Source organism: Mesorhizobium sp. W067 (genome assembly GCF_054719525.1).
Map to the genome: position 1 here is coordinate 339,457 of NZ_JBTTII010000001.1, position 18,046 is coordinate 357,502.

Annotated in this window: 14 protein-coding genes and 1 tRNA gene; 10 read left to right on the forward strand and 5 right to left on the reverse strand. The window is 63.5% G+C overall.

The genetic code is table 11. From position 1 onward, the window contains the following. The first annotated feature begins 46 nt into the window (after positions 1-46). Both smc and ACYG97_RS01605 read left to right on the forward strand, forming a co-directional pair. On the forward strand, positions 47-3,505 hold the full coding sequence (gene smc / locus ACYG97_RS01600; RefSeq protein ID WP_460221551.1) for a chromosome segregation protein SMC: 3,459 nt from the start codon (positions 47-49) through the stop codon (positions 3,503-3,505). Positions 3,506-4,742: 1,237 nt separating this feature from the next. Beyond that, on the forward strand, positions 4,743-5,051 hold the full coding sequence (locus tag ACYG97_RS01605; RefSeq protein ID WP_023670691.1) for a hypothetical protein: 309 nt from the start codon (positions 4,743-4,745) through the stop codon (positions 5,049-5,051). A gap of 117 nt (positions 5,052-5,168) precedes the next feature. Here the strand turns inward: ACYG97_RS01605 and ACYG97_RS01610 are convergent. Continuing rightward, positions 5,169-5,243, reverse strand: a tRNA-Gln gene (locus ACYG97_RS01610). A gap of 110 nt (positions 5,244-5,353) precedes the next feature. Beyond that, positions 5,354-5,698 carry a VOC family protein gene (locus ACYG97_RS01615; protein WP_023732083.1) on the reverse strand — a complete coding sequence of 115 codons (345 nt, stop codon included), beginning with the start codon at positions 5,696-5,698 and terminating at the stop codon, positions 5,354-5,356. Positions 5,699-5,914: 216 nt separating this feature from the next. Between ACYG97_RS01615 and ppdK the strand changes: the two genes are divergently transcribed. From ppdK to ACYG97_RS01630, 3 genes are all read left to right on the forward strand, one after another. Continuing rightward, a complete protein-coding gene (gene ppdK / locus ACYG97_RS01620) occupies positions 5,915-8,620 on the forward strand; it encodes a pyruvate, phosphate dikinase (RefSeq protein ID WP_023732081.1) in 2,706 nt (901 codons plus the stop codon). A gap of 174 nt (positions 8,621-8,794) precedes the next feature. After that, positions 8,795-9,895, forward strand: a complete 1,101-nt coding sequence (locus tag ACYG97_RS01625) for a glycosyltransferase family 9 protein (RefSeq protein ID WP_023732080.1) — start codon at positions 8,795-8,797, stop codon at positions 9,893-9,895. An 89-nt stretch (positions 9,896-9,984) separates the two neighbouring features. Beyond that, positions 9,985-10,761: a polysaccharide deacetylase family protein gene (locus tag ACYG97_RS01630; protein ID WP_050590348.1), complete on the forward strand. Its 777-nt coding sequence runs from the start codon at positions 9,985-9,987 to the stop codon at positions 10,759-10,761. 165 nt (positions 10,762-10,926) lie between these two features. Here the strand turns inward: ACYG97_RS01630 and ACYG97_RS01635 are convergent, their stop codons facing one another. Together ACYG97_RS01635 and ACYG97_RS01640 are read right to left on the reverse strand one after the other, a co-directional pair. Further along, positions 10,927-11,316 carry a DUF427 domain-containing protein gene (locus tag ACYG97_RS01635; RefSeq protein ID WP_023698131.1) on the reverse strand — a complete coding sequence of 130 codons (390 nt, stop codon included), beginning with the start codon at positions 11,314-11,316 and terminating at the stop codon, positions 10,927-10,929. Positions 11,317-11,477: 161 nt separating this feature from the next. Next, on the reverse strand, positions 11,478-11,837 hold the full coding sequence (locus ACYG97_RS01640; RefSeq protein ID WP_023670697.1) for a hypothetical protein: 360 nt from the start codon (positions 11,835-11,837) through the stop codon (positions 11,478-11,480). Positions 11,838-12,164: 327 nt separating this feature from the next. Between ACYG97_RS01640 and ACYG97_RS01645 the strand changes: the two genes are divergently transcribed. Together ACYG97_RS01645 and ACYG97_RS01650 are read left to right on the forward strand one after the other, a co-directional pair. After that, the gene (locus tag ACYG97_RS01645) at positions 12,165-13,793 is read left to right on the forward strand and encodes a fatty-acid--CoA ligase (RefSeq protein WP_023732079.1); all 1,629 of its coding nucleotides are present in this window, start codon (positions 12,165-12,167) and stop codon (positions 13,791-13,793) included. A gap of 122 nt (positions 13,794-13,915) precedes the next feature. Further along, entirely contained in the window at positions 13,916-14,698 is a 783-nt protein-coding gene (locus ACYG97_RS01650; protein ID WP_023684603.1) for a DUF1499 domain-containing protein, read from the forward strand. 4 nt (positions 14,699-14,702) lie between these two features. Here ACYG97_RS01650 and ACYG97_RS01655 read toward each other — a convergent pair whose 3' ends face one another. Beyond that, a complete protein-coding gene (locus tag ACYG97_RS01655; protein ID WP_023692735.1) occupies positions 14,703-15,611 on the reverse strand; it encodes an MBL fold metallo-hydrolase in 909 nt (302 codons plus the stop codon). A 117-nt stretch (positions 15,612-15,728) separates the two neighbouring features. Here ACYG97_RS01655 and ACYG97_RS01660 point away from each other — a divergent pair, with 117 nt between their 5' ends. The 3 genes from ACYG97_RS01660 to rfbC all read left to right on the forward strand — a co-directional run bounded on the left by ACYG97_RS01660 (position 15,729) and on the right by rfbC (position 18,032). Next, positions 15,729-16,322, forward strand: coding sequence for a biotin transporter BioY (locus ACYG97_RS01660; protein ID WP_023705510.1), 594 nt, complete (start codon positions 15,729-15,731; stop codon positions 16,320-16,322). A gap of 272 nt (positions 16,323-16,594) precedes the next feature. Beyond that, entirely contained in the window at positions 16,595-17,476 is an 882-nt protein-coding gene (gene rfbA / locus ACYG97_RS01665) for a glucose-1-phosphate thymidylyltransferase RfbA (protein ID WP_023732078.1), read from the forward strand. 1 nt (position 17,477) lies between these two features. Further along, complete coding sequence (gene rfbC, locus ACYG97_RS01670; RefSeq protein ID WP_023732077.1) at positions 17,478-18,032, forward strand: dTDP-4-dehydrorhamnose 3,5-epimerase; 555 nt, start codon at positions 17,478-17,480, stop codon at positions 18,030-18,032. The last annotated feature ends 14 nt before the right edge of the window (positions 18,033-18,046 follow it).

Below are 18,046 nucleotides of genomic sequence, written 5' to 3' on the forward strand. Positions count from 1 at the left end.
TGCGCTTCGGCGTCAGCGCACCTTTGTGCCTTCCAGGCAGGCGCGAATGAAGTTTTCGCGCCTTCGCCTCCTCGGCTTCAAGTCCTTCGTCGAACCCGGCGAGTTCGTCATCGAACGTGGCCTGACCGGCATTGTCGGGCCGAATGGCTGCGGCAAGTCGAACCTTGTCGAGGCGATGCGCTGGGTGATGGGCGAAAGCTCATACAAGAACATGCGCGCGTCCGGCATGGACGACGTGATCTTTTCCGGCTCGGGAACGCGCCCGGCCCGCAACACCGCCGAAGTCACGCTGTTCCTCGACAATAGCGACCGGACCGCGCCCGCCGCCTTCAACGACGCCGATGAATTGCAGGTGTCGCGCCGCATCGAGCGCGAAGCCGGCTCGCTCTACCGCATCAACGGCAAGGAAGCCCGCGCCAAGGACGTGCAGCTTCTGTTCGCCGACCAGTCGACCGGCGCGCGCTCGCCTTCCATGGTCGGACAGGGCCGTATCGGCGAACTGATCCAGGCCAAGCCGCAGGCGCGCCGCGCGCTGCTCGAAGAGGCCGCCGGCATTTCCGGCCTGCACACGCGCCGTCACGAGGCCGAGCTTCGGCTGAAGGCGGCCGAACAAAATCTGGAACGGCTGGACGATGTCGTCGGCGAACTGGAGAGCCAGATCGAAAGCCTTAAGCGCCAGGCGCGCCAGGCATCGCGCTTCAAGAACCTGTCGGCCGATATCCGCAAGGCGGAAGCCACGCTCTTGCATCTGCGCTGGACTTTGGCCAAGACCCAGGAGGGCGATGCGCGTTCGGCATTGGCGGTTGCCACAGCTCTGGTCGGCGACCGCGCCGCCGCCCAGATGGCTGCCGCCCGTGAGCAAGGCATCGGCGCCCACCGGCTGCCCGATCTGCGCGATGCCGAGGCCGCCGCGGCTGCCGCCTTCCAGCGCCTGTCGATCGCCAAGGCTCAGATCGAGGAGGAGGCTGGCCGCATCCGCGCCCGCCAGGCCGAACTCGAGCGCCGGCTGCAGCAGCTCGACGGCGACATCGCCCGCGAAGAGCGCATGGTGCGCGACAATGCCGACATCCTCGAGCGCCTGCGCGAGGAAGAAGCGACACTCAACTCCGAAAATGCCGGTGCCGCCGAACGCGAAGCCACCACGCGCGCCGCTTTCGAGCAGGCCGGCGCAACGCTTATAACAAGCGAAGCAAAGCTCGCTGCGCTGACCGCCGAACGAGCAGAGGCCGCCGCCTCGCGCAACCAGATCGAGCGCACGCTGCGCGACACCGCCGAACGCCGCGATCGCTTTGCCCGCCAGCTGGCCGATGTCGACCGCGAGCTATCGGAGATCGTCTCGAAAGTCGCCGGCCTGCCCGATCCCGCCGAGAAGCGCGCTTTGGTCGAGGACGCGCTCGCCCGGTTGGAGGAAGCCGAGGCCGGCGCCATTGCTGCCGAACAGGCCGTCGCCGAGGCGCGCGCCACCGAGAGTGCCGCCCGTCCGCCGCTGCAGGATGCCAGGGCCGAACTCGCCGGCATCGAGACCGAAGCCCGCACGCTGGCCAAGATCCTCAATGCCGCCAGCGGCGATCTTTTCCCGTCGGTACTGGAGCAACTCAGCGTCGAACGCGGCTATGAGACGGCCCTCGGTGCTGCGCTTGGCGAGGATCTCGACGTGCCGCTCGACCGCAGCGCGCCGGTGCATTGGGGCGAAAGCCAGGTTGAACCAGGCGATGCGGCTTTGCCGGAAGGCCTCAAGAGCCTCGCCAGCGTGGTGCGCGCGCCTTCGCAGCTTGCCCGCCGGTTGGCGCAGATCGGCATCGTCGATGCGGCGGACGGCAAACGCCTGCAGGCGCTGCTTGCCCCCGGCCAGCGGCTGGTCAGCCGTGACGGCGCGCTGTGGCGTTGGGATGGCTTGACCGCCAGCGCCGATGCACCGACCGCGGCCGCGCAGAGGCTGGCGCAGAAGAACCGGCTGGCCGAGCTCGATGCCGAGGCGGTGCAGGCGACGCAGATGATGCGTGAGGCAGAGGCTGCCCTTGCCCAGGCCGAACAGGCGCTGCGTGAGGCGAGCGAGGCCGAACGCAACGCCCGCCAGGCCGGGCGCGATGCCCAGCACGGCCTGGACGCCGCCCGCAGCGCGCTGGCCGAGGCCGAAAAGGCCGGTGGCGAGCTGGCAAGCCGCCGCGCCGCCCTGGACGAGGCGCGCGCGCGAATCGTCGACAGCCATGAAGAAACGGCCGCCGCCTTCGCCGAGGCCGAAATGCTGCTGCAGGACGCCCCCGATCTCGGCGACCTGCAATTGCAGCTTGAACAATCCGCCGCCAATGTCAGCCGCGATCGCGCAACCTTGGCCGACGCGCGCGCCGTCCATGAAGGCCTGCGCCGCGAAGCCGAGGCGCGCACGCGCCGGCTCGACGCCATCGGCGCCGAGCGCAGCAACTGGTTGCAGCGGGCCGAAAACGCCTCGACGCAGATTGCCTCGCTGGGCGAGCGCAGGGCCGAGGCCGAGGCCGAGCGCGAAACGCTGGCCGACGCCCCCGACGAGATCGACTCCAGGCGGCGCGCGCTGCTGTCGCAGCTGACCGAGGCCGAGACCTTGCGCAAGGCGGCCGCCGACCGTTTGCAGGAGGCCGAGAACAAGCAGGCCGAGCTGGACAAGGCCGCCACCGCGGCCATCCAGTCGCTGGCCGATTCCCGCGAAACCCGCGTCCGCGCGGAAGAGCGATTGACCGCCGCCGATGAGCGCCGGCTCGAGGTCGAGGCGCGCATCCAGGAAACGCTGAACACGCCGCCGCATCTGGTCATTCGCCATACTGGCCTGGAAGCCGACAGCCCGATGCCGGAAATGGCCGAGATCGAGCGCCAGCTCGACCGGCTGAAGGTTGAGCGCGAGCGGCTCGGCGCCGTCAATCTGCGCGCCGAGGAAGAGCAGAAGGAATTGTCGGACCGGCTGGAGACCATCGTCTCCGAGCGCGAGGACATCATCGAGGCGATCCGCAAGCTCAGGCAAGCGATCCAGAGCCTGAACCGCGAAGGCCGCGAACGGCTGCTTGCCGCTTTCGAGGTGGTCAACGGCCATTTCCAGCGGCTGTTCTCGCATCTGTTCGGTGGCGGCACGGCCGAACTGCAGCTGATCGAATCCGACGACCCGCTCGAAGCCGGGCTCGAAATCCTGGCACGTCCGCCCGGCAAGAAGCCGCAGACCATGACGCTGCTGTCGGGCGGCGAGCAGGCACTGACGGCGATGTCGCTGATCTTTGCCGTGTTCCTGACCAATCCGGCGCCGATCTGCGTGCTCGACGAAGTCGACGCGCCGCTCGACGATCACAATGTCGAGCGCTTCTGCAATTTGATGGACGAAATGGCCGCGACCACCGAGACGCGCTTCGTCATCATCACCCACAACCCGATCACGATGGCGCGCATGAACCGCCTGTTCGGCGTGACCATGGCCGAGCAGGGCGTCAGCCAACTGGTCTCGGTCGATCTGCAGGCCGCCGAGGCGATGCGCGAGGCGAGCTGACGCAGCATGCTTTGTTGATTTCGTCGGCGATGGCGTCGATCCGACTGTTGCAACAGGACCGTCGCCCTTGCGACCTGCTTGCGACGCGCATTCTGTAAGGTTCGAAGAGAAGGAATTTAAGCGCCACCTGAGAGCGAACGCCAAAGCCCACATGCAAAGCGCCCGGCCAACGCGAAAGCGATGCCTACAAGGCGCAGATGGCAATAGGCTCCGACCGCAATTCAGCTGCCACGTTTATCGGAAGCCCAGGAAGCTCAGTATCGCAATCACGATAACGACTGCTCCGATGAGCCAGATTATGTTGTTCACCGTATCTCTCCCGAACTAGTTGCTGGGAGTGAACTCGTAAGAGCCTACTAATGTTCCCGCATTTTCTGCGTCGAAACAAAATGGCGGCCATCGCTTCGTCGATTGCCAGACCAAGGTCCGAACAGGGTATGACTGAAGTCCTGACGTCGGAGCCATAGGCCTGAAGGCGGGCAACCTATGCCCTCCCGATGCATTGGAACCGGGCTGCCGAGCATGAGTCCCTTCATCGGTGGTCAATCGGGTGCCCGCCATTCCTGAGAGGTTAGCGGGCACCCGATTGTCGTGAGACCGCCAACGGGGTGCGTTTCAATAGCGAGGCTAACAGTGACCTTTGTCCAGAGATCTGTGCGTGACGGCGCAACCCGACCCGCAAACGACAACGACAGTCCTGCGGAAGTTTCTTCCGTTCTTGACCTCATACCATCGGCTGACGACGACAACGTCGCTGAACTTGTCAGGCGAACAGAGCGCCTGGCAATCGCAGTGGTTATCGGAATCGCGGTTCTGCTGATCTTGGCGCCGGTGGTTTACCTTGCACTTTCTTACGGGATCTGAGACGGCCCGACTTAGGCGATCTAAGATGGCCTGATTGGTCGTATTCTCGTAAATCTGAAAAGTTGTGCCGACGGTCCTCCTCGCAAGACAAGTGTTTCCCGTTACAGATCATGAGATCGAACGCGACGACATAGAATGGTCGTGCGCAGCGCTGCTTTGTCGAGTTGCGTAACCTTGGTGGCCGGCTTGAAAGAGCGTGCTGAACAGAATTTGCCAACAAGAGCTGTTGTCGCAATTACTTCCTTCACACTGCCGTGTTGCGCGGGAGCAGCCGTCACTGATCGCGCCCGTGGACCAACGACGCTACTCGGAACCAAAGGGATGGGACGCGGTTATCCCCGCGAAGGGATAATTAGCAGATGGAGATATTACAATGAAAACAATGATCGTGAGCGCCTTGGCGCTGTTCATTGCCATGCCGACGATAGCTCCGGCAGCCGAAGCTGACGTGGTCATCACGACCCACCATCGACATCATCACAGGAGCGTAAAGGTCATCAATGACCAGGGTCAACGCCTTCATCACCGCAGACACGGCACGGTTGCCTTCTACGACCACGGCCGCAGACATCATCGCCGGGATACGGTCATCGTGACCGGCTCGATCGAGCGCAGCCATCATCGCTATTATCGACATCATCGGCATCATCCCGTCGTCATCCAGGACGACAACGATTACTGATCCTCTCCGCACGGCCCCGGCTCTGTCAACGGAGTCGGGGTCGCGTGGGAGTCAGATAGCTCCTGACGGCAGCCATCGATAAGGTCGGTAAATCATTGATTCCAAAGGCATGTGATTTGGCTGGGGCGCCAGGATTCGAACCTGGGAATGTCGGTACCAAAAACCGATGCCTTACCACTTGGCGACGCCCCAGCAAGCGAGCTTTGCCCGTTGCGCGCGGCCTTATAAGACGAGCGGCACGAAAGCTCAATGCCGAGTTGGCCACTGTGCAAAACTGATCCACCGCTTCGCGCGGGGAAGCGCTATTCGCCCCAGACCGCCAACTCGTTGCCGGCGGGATCGGCGAAATGGAACCGCCTGCCGCCCGGGAACGAGAATATCGGCTTGACGATCGTGCCGCCGGCGCTTTCGACAACGTCGAGGGTTGCTTCCAGATCCTGCGAATAGAGCACCGGCAATGGTTTCGCCGGAGCCTCGCCTGCATCGGCCTGGAAGCCGCCATCGAGCCCTTCGCCGAAGGCTGAATAGGTCGGCCCGTAATCGGTGAACGACCACGAGAAGGCGGCGCTGTAGAAAGCCTTGACGCTGTCCAGCGTCGCGCCGGTCGCGGGCAGTTCGAGATAGTCGAGTTTTCCGTTGAGTTTCATCACGCTGCTCCCAACTTGTTCCCTATATGTTCTATATCTTGGGCAGCGATACGGCAAGTCTTTTTGATGCGGCTTTCCTTAATCGATTGTAGTTGGCGCGCCTGGCCGGCCACGCCTTGCCTTTCGCACTGCAGCATAATAACGCTCGGGTCGGAGCGCGGGGGAACCGGGTCTTGGCCCCGGGGTTCTAATCTTCCGAGACCTTGGAGGGCGAGCATGACCAAATGGGTCTACACCTTCGGCGATGGCGCCGCGGAAGGACGTGCGGGCGACCGCAACCTTCTCGGTGGCAAAGGCGCCAATCTGGCCGAGATGTGCAGTCTTGGCCTGCCGGTGCCGCCGGGCTTTACGCTCACCACCGAAGTCTGCAACGCCTATTACGCCAACGGCAACAGCTATCCGGCCGGGTTGCAGGCCGATGTCGTCAAGGCGCTGGACCATATCGGGCAACTGACCGGGCGCCGTTTCGGCGATCCGTCGAAGCTGCTTCTGGTCTCGGTCCGCTCCGGGGCCAGGGCCTCGATGCCGGGCATGATGGACACCGTGCTCAATCTCGGCCTCAATGACGAGACGGTCGAGGCGCTGGCAGCCGATTCCGGCGATGCCCGCTTTGCCTATGACAGCTACCGCCGCTTCATCCAGATGTATTCCGATGTCGTCATGGGTCTCGACCACGAAGTGTTCGAGGAAATCCTCGAGGACCAGAAGGCGAGCCTCGGCCACGAGCTCGACACCGAACTGACAGCGCAGGAATGGCAGAGCGTCATTGCCCTCTACAAGGCCAAGGTCGAGGAGGAGCTCGACAGGCCGTTTCCACAGGACCCGCACGAGCAGCTGTGGGGGGCGATCGGCGCGGTGTTTTCCAGCTGGATGAACAACCGCGCCATCACCTACCGGCGCCTGCACGACATCCCGGAAAGCTGGGGCACGGCGGTCAATGTCCAGGCCATGGTATTCGGCAACATGGGCGAGACGTCGGCCACCGGCGTCGCCTTCACGCGCAACCCCTCGACCGGCGAAAAGATGCTCTATGGCGAATTCCTGGTGAACGCGCAGGGCGAGGATGTCGTAGCCGGCATCCGCACGCCGCAAAACATCACCGAGGCGGCGCGCATCGCCGCCGGCTCCGACAAGCCGTCGCTGCAGAAACTGATGCCGGACGCGTTCCGGTCCTTCGTCGACATCTCCGACCGCCTGGAACAGCACTACCGCGACATGCAGGATCTCGAATTCACCATCGAGCGCGGCAAATTGTGGATGCTGCAGACGCGTTCCGGCAAGCGCACCGCCAAGGCGGCGCTGAAGATTGCCGTCGAAATGGCGCGCGACAAGCTGATCACGACGGAGGAGGCGGTCGCCCGCATCGATCCCGCCTCGCTCGATCAGCTGTTGCATCCTACCATCGACCCCAAGGCCGCGCGCGATGTCATCGGCGTCGGCCTGCCGGCTTCTCCGGGCGCCGCGACCGGCGAGATCGTCTTCTCGTCCGCCGATGCCGAGGATCTGAAGACGCAAGGTCGCAAGGCAATCCTGGTGCGCATCGAAACCAGCCCCGAAGACATTCACGGCATGCATGCTTCAGAAGGCATCCTGACCACGCGCGGCGGCATGACCAGCCACGCCGCCGTGGTCGCGCGCGGCATGGGCAAGCCTTGCGTTTCGGGCGCCGGCTCGCTGCGTGTCGACTACAAGGCCGGCACGCTGATGTCGATGGGCCAGACCTTCCGCAAGGGCGACATCATCACCATCGATGGCAGCAACGGCCAGGTGCTGAAGGGCGCCGTGTCGATGCTGCAGCCGGAACTGTCGGGCGATTTCGCCGCCATCATGGAATGGGCCGATGCGGTGCGCCGCATGAAGGTGCGCACCAATGCCGAGACGCCGCTCGATGCGCGCATGGCGCGCTCCTTCGGCGCCGAAGGCATCGGCCTCTGCCGCACCGAGCACATGTTCTTCGACGGCGAGCGTATCGTCGCCATGCGCGAGATGATCCTGGCCGATACCGAGAAGGACCGCCGCACCGCGCTTGCCAAGCTGTTGCCGATGCAGCGCTCGGATTTCCTCGAACTGTTCGAGATTATGGCCGGCCTGCCGGTGACGATCCGGCTGCTCGATCCGCCGCTGCACGAATTCCTGCCCAAGACGGAAGCGGAGGTGGCGGAGGTCGCCGCCGCCATGAACGTCTCGCCCGACAAGCTCAGGCAGCGCACAGAAGCCCTGCACGAGTTCAACCCGATGCTCGGCCATCGCGGCTGCCGTCTCGCCGTCTCCTATCCCGAGATTGCCGAGATGCAGGCGCGCGCCATTTTCGAGGCAGCCGTCGAGGCCGGCAAGAAAGCCGGCGCGCTGGTCGTTCCCGAGATCATGGTGCCGCTGGTCGGCCTGGTGAAGGAGCTCGACTACGTCAAGGCGCGCATCGATGCGGTCGCCAAGGCTGTCATGGACGAGACCGGCGTCAAGATCGACTATCTCACCGGCACGATGATCGAGCTTCCGCGCGCGGCGATCCGCGCCCACGTCATCGCTGCTACGGCCGAGTTCTTCTCCTTCGGCACCAACGATCTCACCCAGACCACTTTCGGCATCTCGCGCGACGATGCGGCGTCCTTCCTCGAGACCTATCGCCAGAAGGGCATCATCGAGCAGGACCCGTTCGTCTCGCTCGACATAGACGGCGTCGGCGAACTGGTGCGCATGGCTGCGCAAAAGGGCAGGGCGACACGGCCCGACATCAAGCTCGGCATATGCGGTGAACATGGCGGCGATCCGGCCTCGATCCGCTTCTGCGAAGAGGTCGGCCTCGACTATGTCTCGTGCTCTCCCTACCGCGTGCCGATCGCAAGATTGGCCGCAGCCCAAGCCGCGGTGCAGATTGCCAAAACAGCAGTGCCGCGCCCCAAAAAGAGCGCCGCGGCATCCTGATTTCGACACAGTCCTTTCGGTATCGATGAAACGGCCACCCCTGGGTGGCCGTTTGGCGCTAAGCTTACGATTTTGTAAGCAAATTCACGCTGATGTGCGCGCCCCAACACGCAATCCCGACATCGTTTCTTCCCAATTTCACGGCCCCCCAACCCGCCCGGTGCCGAGAAAAAGATGTTACAGATTTCGCCCAGACCCTTCCGCTCGATCCTGATTATCCAGACCAAGTTCATTGGCGATGTTGTTCTGTCCTCCACGCTCGCCAAGAACCTGCAGCTCGAATATCCCGGTGTCAGGATCGTCTTTCTCTGCGAGGCGCGCCTCGCCAGTTTCGTCACCGCGCACGGCATCGCCGCCGAGGTCGTCAGCTTCCGCCGCGCCGCCATGCGCGGCACCCCGCTGGAGCGTGGGCGCGAGCTCTATTCTATGATCAGCAAGCTGCGCCAATTCCGTTTCGACCTGACCATCGACCTCACCGATTCAAAGACATCGCGGCTCATCGTCAGGTTCCTCAACGCCAGCACCCGCATCGGCTACAATCCTCCGGAAAGGCCGCTGCGCTGGCATGAGCGCCAGCCCGCCAATGTCTTTGCCGAGCCGTTCGGTTTTGGCGAACGTCACTATCTCTACCGCTACCTTTCGCCGCTCGAGCCGCTCGGCGTCGGCCTGCGCGTGCGGGTGCCGTCGATTCGGCCATTGCCGATGGAGACGGCGAGGGCCCAGGCATTGCTGGACAAACACCATTTGCGGCCAAACGGGTTTATCGCGGTGCATGCCGGCGCCAGTTTTCACGGCCGGCGCTGGCAGCATGAACGCTTTGCCGCCGTGATCGACACGATTTCGCGCGAAACCGGACTGGATTTCGTACTCGTCGGCGGCCCTGACGAGCGCAAGCCGGCCGAGCAGATCCTCGCCAGTGCCGCGTCGATCGTCAACCTCGTCGGCGCGCTGTCGCTGGAAACGCTGCTGGCGGTGTTGCAGCAGGCGCGGCTGTTTGTCGGCAATGAGAGCGGCCCCATGCACATGGCAGCAGCGGCCGGAACGCCGGTTGTCGGCCTGTTCGGCCTGACCAGCCCGGCCGTCTGGGGACCGGTCGGCGTGCCCAGCCTCGCCTTGCAGCCATCCATGCCGTGCAATTGCGTGGCGGGCAGCCTGTGCAATCCGCTCGATCCCAGCAAGGCCTGCTGCGTCTGGCGCCTCGAGGTCGAACCGGTCGTCGCGGCCGTGCGCGAAGTCCTCTCACGGACGCATGTGGAACTGGAACACGCCGTCTGACGGTGCGCGGCGGTCACATTGTCGGGATATCAGCTTTCTCACGGCCACTATCCCAATTTCCGCCTTGTTGCGGGTCCTGGGATGCGGCTATGACAGCGCCGATTCTCAGACAAGACAGGCATCCCTTGCAAAAGCTGTTTTGCGCCTTGGCGCTATCTATCCTGGCCGTGTCCTCGGCCCAGGCCGCGCCGCTTGTCGAGCCGACGCTGCATCTGAAGGCTGAGGATGGTGGCAGTGGCAATGTCGGCCGCGTCGCGCTTACGCTCGACGCCTGCGGCGGCCAGACCGATACGAGGATCCTGTCGGCGCTGGTGGAGAACCGGATTCCGGCGACGATCTTCGTCACCGGCATCTGGCTGAAGCGCAACGCCGCCGTCGTCGAGATCATGCGCGCGCATCCGGACCTGTTCGAACTGGAAAACCATGGCGGCCATCACATCCCGGCCGTCGACACGCCGCGCAAGATCTATGGCATCCGCAGCGCCGGCAGCCCGGAAGCGGTGCGGGCCGAAGTCGAATCGGGCGCCGCCGCTCTCGCTGGCACCGGCGAGCCGGCGCCGAAATGGTTTCGCGGCGCGACCGCCGAATACAGTCCGTCTGCCATCGCCATGATCCGCAGGCTCGGCTTCAAGATCGCCGGCTTTTCGATCAACGGCGATGGCGGCTCGTTGCTTGGTGCAAAAGAAACCGCTCGGCGCATCGCCGCCGCCAAGGATGGCGATGTCATCATCGCCCACATCAACCAGCCGACCCACGCCGCCGGCGAGGGCGTCGTGCAAGGTCTGCTCGCGCTGAAGGCCAAGGGGCTGATGTTCGTGCGGCTGGATGACGCCGACGGTGTCGGCAACGACGGGACGACTGATTAGGATTGGGCGGCGGCAGGCAGTTTCATCGCCTTTGGACTAACGTCGCCGACGTTTGAGATTAGCCGAGGCCTCTAAACTTCGTCATCCCAGGATGAAACAGGAGCGAAGCTCCGTCGCGAAGACCCTGGGATGACGAAGCGAGCAACGGCGGCTTGAGTCGCTTGCTCAGGCCGGTGCTGCTTCGATAGTGACCCTGTTGGGATAAAACGCGCCGTGGTCGCGAATCTCAGCCATTTCGTCGAAGGGCTGCTCATAGCCCCACATCGCGTCCTTGCCGGTCTCACCGGCCGGCAGCACGCTCCAGTAGCTGGCGTCGCCCTTGTAGGGGCAGTGGGTCGACAGGGTGGTTTTGCCGAGCTGGGTGAAGTCGATGTCTTCGAAGGGGATGTAGAATGCCTGGGGGTAGGGCGGTTCGGACAGAAGCTTCGCCCGCGTCGATGAGGCGATCACCGTATCGCCGGCACGCACGACCACGGTACCGCGATAGGGTTCGACGGTGATGACCTTGCCGGGATTGCTCTGAAAGCCGGGGGCGGGGTTGGCGATCTGGTCCATGCGGGGTTCTCCTTCTTCGATTGGGAGCACAGTCCGATTGAGAGCGTGCGGGATTGCTTCCCATGTCTCTAAAATGTGTCTGGAGAACCCGTTGCGCAAGCATTTGCCAGATAGGCCAGAGCTGGCCTTCCGATCACTAAAAACGATCCCGCGTGGAATGCTCAGGCTGCGGTCTTGAACACGTCCATGAGGCCGGCATAGGCCGCGGCAATACCGGCTACCGGGTTGGTGCTTCTTGACGTCGTCTCGACCTTCAGTGGGCCGCCGCCTGTCGGCAAGGTGAGCAGCAGGAACTGGCGATTGCCGCCGTCGCCGATCGATGCGGCGGCGACATGCTGGCCTTCGCCTTCGTTCTGGACGCACATTTTGAACAGCAGCGTGCCGCCGACCGCCTCAAGGGCGCCGCCGACCACCTCGACAAATTCGTCTTCGGAAACCTTTTTGGCCTCCGGCACGAGATCGGCCAGACTTGCGGCAAGCGTGTCTTCAAGCTCTTTGTCGTCGAGTTGAATATCGTCCAACTGCACGTCTTCGGCCCCGCTGTCAGCCAGCTGCCTGCCGTCGATCTGCCTGTCGTCGATCTGCCTGTCGTCGATCTGCCTGTCGTCGATCTGCTTGTCGTCGAGCTGCGTGTCCATGCGAACCTCTTTCAGTCGCCAATCCGCACCCCTACCCCGTTAACGAACCTTAACGTCGACGATGGCCGGATTGTGGCGGTTTTCCCCGCCTTTCGATCACTGCTTGCTTCAGCCGTTAACGGTTGGAGACGTCATGGCTGGACAATCCGTCCGTTCGTCCCACAATGGAACAAAAGACGGGAAAAACGAGGAAGCAATGGGAGGAACCAGATGCTCGGACTGATGCAGGAATGGCCGCTGCTCTGCCACAAGCTGATCGACAATGCCGAGCGGCAGCACGGGACGCGCGAGATCGTCTCGCGCTCGATCGAAGGTCCTGTCGTTCGCACCACCTATGCTGAAGTTCATCGCCGCGCGCTCAAGGTCGCTCAACGGTTGGAGCGCGATGGCTTTGTGCTCGGCGACCGCATCGCGACCCTGGCCTGGAACACGGCGCGCCACATAGAGGCCTGGTACGGCATCATGGGCATCGGCGCCATCTACCATACGCTTAACCCGCGTTTGTTCCCCGAGCAGATCGTCTGGATCATGAACAATGCGCAGGATAGAGGGATCTTCGTCGACCTGACCTTCATGCCGCTGCTGGAAAAGATCGCCGGCGCGGTCAAATCGCTGAAAAAGGTGATCGTCCTGACCGACAAGGCGCATCTGCCTGAAACGACGCTGCCGAATGTGGTTGCCTATGAGGACTGGTTGAACGAGGCCGATGGCGACTTCGCCTGGAAGGTTTTCGGCGAAAACACCGCAGCCGGCATGTGCTACACCTCCGGCACGACGGGCGATCCCAAAGGCGTGCTCTACAGCCATCGCTCGAATGTGCTGCATGCCATGATCGCCGCCATGCCCGACGCCATGGGCCTATCGGCGCGGGACACGATCCTCCCCGTCGTGCCAATGTTTCATGCCAATGCCTGGGGCCTTGGCCAGAGCGCGCCGATGATCGGCGCCAAGCTGGTCATGCCCGGTTGCAAGATGGACGGCGCCTCGATCTACGAGCTGCTCGACACCGAGAAAGTGACCTTCAGCGCCGCGGTGCCGACCGTCTGGATGATGCTGCTGCAGCATCTCGAAGAGACCGGCAAGAAGCTTCCCCATCTCAGCAAAGTCGTCATCGGCGGCTCGTCCTGTCCGCGCGCCATCACCAGGAAATTCCAGGACAATTACGGCGTCGAAGTCATCCATGCCTGGGGCATGACCGAAATGTCGCCGCTCGGCACGCTGTGCACCATGAAGCCGCAATATCAAGCGCTCGAGGGCGAGGCCCGGCTCGATATCCAGGGCAAGCAGGGCTACCCGCCCTTCGGCGTCGAGATGAAGGTGACGGACGATGACGACAAGGAACTGCCCTGGGACGGCAAGACCTTCGGCCGGCTGAAGGTGCGCGGTCCAGCCGTCGCCAGCGCCTATTATGGCGGCGTCGGCGCCGAGCAGTTCGACAAGGACGGCTGGTTCGACACTGGCGATGTCGCCCATATCGATTCCGGCGGCTACATGCAGATCACCGATCGCGCCAAGGACGTCATCAAGTCGGGCGGCGAGTGGATATCGACCATCGACCTGGAGAACCTCGCCGTCGGCCATCCCGATGTCGCCGAGGCCGCGGCGATCGGCGTCCATCATTCGAAATGGGGCGAACGGCCCTTGCTGGTCGTGGTCGCCAAACCCGGCAAGGAGCCGAGCAAGGCGGACATACTGGCGTTCATGGACGGCAAGGTGGCGAAATGGTGGATGCCCGACGACGTCGCTTTCATCAGCGAAATCCCGCACACCGCCACCGGCAAGATCCAGAAGATCACCTTGCGCAAGCAGTTCAGCGACTACCGCTTGCCGACGGATTGACCGGGACCGTGCGTTTCCTTGACCTTCAAGCTACCGGCGGCAAAAACGTTAGGGCAGGGGATGTTCAATTTGAGCATCCTTTGCTCTAAGCGTCTGTGCGGGTTGGGGCGGTGCTGAAGACAATGGAAATTGACGAGCGGCAGACATCGAAGGCGGCCGGCTGGTCGCGGCGCACGGGCGCTTTTGCCCTGGTCCTGCTGCTGACCGTGCTGGCCGGCCATCATTTCGAACTGGTCGAAACGCCGGCCTTCCTGTGGGTGCTGGCGATCGTCGCCTTGCTTGCCGCGTTCGCTTTGCTGTTTGCCGGCCTCGCTTTGTCCCGGCTGTGGCATTTCGGTGACCGTGGCGGCCGCGACCTCTCGGTCGGCGCCCTGCTGGCGCTGCTGGTGCTGACGCCCTACGGCTTTGCCACCTATTTGGCGGCGACCACGCCGCCCCTGAGGGACATCACGACGGACCTCGACAATCCGCCAGTGCTCGACACCAGCGACCGCACCAAGGACATGAACGTGCTCGCGCTGCCAACGCCGGGCGAAGCGCGCCTGCAGGCCGACGCCTATCCGCTGGTCACCGGGCATAGCTACAATCTGCCTTTCGAAACCGTCGTCGACGCCGTTGAAACCGTGCTCGACCGCCGCGATTGGCAACTTACTGCGCCATATCCGGTGACGGACGGTCAGGACGAGGTGACGATATCGGCCGTTGCCCGGAGCTTCGTGGTCGGCCTGCCCGCCGACGTCGCCATCCGGGTCAGCAATGACGGCGACACGATCGTCGTCGACATGCGCTCGGCCTCCCGCTACGGCCGCTACGACCTCGGCGACAATGCGGCGCGCATCGTCGGGTTCCTCGCCGAACTCGACCAGGAGGTTGCAGGGCAGGTGGGTGCCGCGCCGGCTGAATAGTTCTCTACCCCACCGGCACAAAAACGCCGTCGATGGCCGGGTCACCCTGGGTAGCAACCAGGCCGCGCGCCACCAGGTCCTCGAGATGGGCAAGCACCGACAGGCCGGCGGCGCCATGCAGGCGCGGGTCGGTGTCCCGGTAGATAGCCTTGACCATGTCCGGGATCGTCCGGTCGCTGTCGCGGATCCGCTCGAGGATCGCCCGTTCGCGCATCTTGCGATGGGTCTTGAGGCCGCGCATGAAGCTGCGCGGCGCGGTCACCGGGCCGCCATGGCCGGGCAGCAGCAGGCGATCGCCGCGCGCGATCAGCCTGTCGAGCGAGGCCATGTAGTCGGCCATCGCTCCGTCCGGCGGCGCCACGATCGATGTCGCCCACGCCATCACATGGTCCGCTGAAAACAGGATGCCAGTGCCTTCGAGCGCAAATGCCGCGTGATTGGCGGTGTGGCCCGGCGTCAGCACCGTCCGGATCGTCCAGTCATCGCCCTCGACCAGCGCATTGTCGGGCAACGCGATCTCCGGGACGAAAACCGTGTCGGCGCTGGCGTCGAGCGGGTTGATCTCGCCGATCCGCAGCGGCCTTGCCGGGCGGTGCGGGCCTTCGGCCAGTACAATAGCGCCGGTGTGCGCTTTCAGCCGGGCGGCCAGCGGAGAATGGTCGCGATGCGTGTGGCTGACGAAGATATGGCTGACCGGCCGGTTTGCGATCACCTTGAGCAGCGTCTGGAAATGCGCCTCGTCATCGGGGCCGGGATCGATCACCGCCAGCGTATCGCGCCCGACGATGTAGCTGTTGGTGCCGTGAAAGGTGAACGGGCTGGGGTTTTTGGCGGTGACGCGCAAGACGTCCGGCGCAACGGTGACGCCCTCGCCATAGGCCGGATCGAAGCTGGTGTCGAATTTGAGCGCCATGGCGGTGTCGTTGAATCTCTGTTCAGGAAGACGGCAAAACTGATTGCCGCATAACACGGAAGCCAATATAGAAAAACGCAAGGCCGCGATCTGCGGCAATCCGGATTGGGGAAGACCATGGCACTTGCAACGACGATGCGCCCGCTTGTTTCTCTCGCTTTGCCCCAGGAGGGCGCGCAGCGCCTGGCAACCCAGCTTTTGCTGGCGATCGCCGGAACGCTGCTTTTGACCCTGTCGGCCAAGACGAAAGTCGTGCTCGGGCCGGTCGACATCTCGATGCAGACGCTGGCCGTCCTGCTGATCGCCACCGCATTTGGCCTGCGGCTTGGCGTCGCTACCCTGCTTCTCTACATGGCCGAAGGCGCCATGGGCTTCCCGGTCTTCCAGAGCACGCCTGAAAAGGGCATCGGCATCGCCTACATGATCGGCGGCACCGGCGGTTATCTCGCCGGCTTCGTCGTCATGGCAGCCATTGTCGGCTGGGCCGCCGACCGCGGCTGGGACCGCCACCCGATCAAGCTGTTCAACGCCATGCTGGTCGCCGAAATCGTCATGATGGCCATGGGCTTTGCCTGGCTGGCCACCCTCATCGGCGTGGAAAAGGCGTGGCAGTTCGGCGTTTTGCCGTTCGTCCTCGGGGATTTGATCAAGGTTGCGCTCGCCGCCAGCCTGGTGCCGGCGGTATGGTCGCTGCTGCCCAAGCAGCCCTGAAACCGGACAAATGAATGAGCCGGCGGGCCCAGGGCCCGCCGGCTTTTTGTTGTCACGCGTCCGCCAGCCGATGGTGCAAGCCGGTTGCCAAATCGCCACGCCCATTTGCATCGTCAGCTTGTGCCTGGTCGGTCAAATTGCCGCGAGGCGGCAGATGCAGAGCAATTCTGGCGCCGATCCACGGCCGAGATTGAATTGACAAGCCATTGCGCGAAACCTAAGCACGGGCAACTTGATTTCGAGGCGGGGGCCGGTAATTCAAGGAGAGCTTGTTGAAGGGAATAATCCTTGCAGGAGGCAGCGGGACGCGTCTGTATCCCCTTACATTAGCGATCTCTAAGCAGATTCTGCCAATATACGACAAGCCGATGGTTTTTTATCCGCTGAGCGTCTTGATGCTCGCCGGTATCCGCCAGATTTTGATCATTTCGACACCTCGCGACTTGCCGGTGTTTCGGGAGTTGCTGGGCGACGGTTCGGAATTCGGGGTCGAATTCTCCTATGCCGAGCAGGCGCAGCCCAACGGGCTTGCCGAGGCCTTCATCATCGGCCGCGACTTCATCGGCAAGGATAATGTGTCGATGATTCTCGGCGACAACATCTATTTCGGCGAGGGCCTGTCGCAGCTCTGCCGCACTGCTGCGCAGCGCCAAAGCGGCGCGTCGGTGTTCGCCTACCATGTCGAGGACCCGCAGCGCTACGGCGTGGTGTCGTTCGACAAGCTCAGCGGCACGGCTTTGACAATCGAGGAGAAGCCGCGGGAGCCGAAGTCCAACTGGGCGGTCACCGGCCTCTATTTCTACGACAATGAGGTCGTCGACATCGCGTCGACGATCAAGCCCTCGGCGCGTGGCGAACTCGAGATCACGGCGGTCAACAACGTCTATCTCGAGCGCGGGAAATTGCACGTGCATCAGCTCGGCCGCGGCTATGCCTGGCTCGACACCGGCACGCATGACAGCCTGCATGAAGCCTCTTCCTTCGTGCGCACGATCGAGCACCGCCAGGGGATCAAGGTCGCCTGTCCTGAAGAAATCGCTTTCGAGCAGGGCTGGCTGACCGCCGACAAGGTGCTTGAGCGCGCCACGCGCCTGGGCAAGAACGAATACGCCGCCTATCTGCGCCGGCGTGTCGCCGAGCTGACGGAGACATAGAGTGCTGGAAGTCAGGCAGCTCGGTTTGGACGGCGTGCTGGAAATCGTGCCGAAGCGGCACGGCGATGCGCGCGGTTATTTCACCGAAACCTGGAATGCCGAGGCCTTTGCCGAGGCCGGCATCGATCTGCGTTTCGTCCAGGACAATCATTCCTATTCGGCTGCCGCAGGTGTCGTGCGGGGGCTTCACTATCAACTGCCTCCACGCGCGCAGGACAAGTTGCTGCGTGTGATCCGAGGCAAGATTCTCGACGTGGCGGTCGACATCCGCCGCAGCTCGAAAACCTTCGGCAAATGGGTCGCGCTCGAAATATCGGCCGAGAGAGGCAACCAGATCCTGGTGCCGAAGGGTTTCGCGCACGGTTTCGTCACGCTCGTGCCGGACACCGAGGTTCTGTATAAGGTCACCGACACCTATTCGCCGGCGCATGATCGATCGATCCGTTTCGACGATCCTGATATCGGCATCGATTGGCCGTCGCCGGCCGGCGCCTTCGAGCTCTCGGCCAAGGACCTCAAGGCGCCGGCGCTTGCTGAGGCCGAGGTGTTCGCATGACGCGCGACGATGTG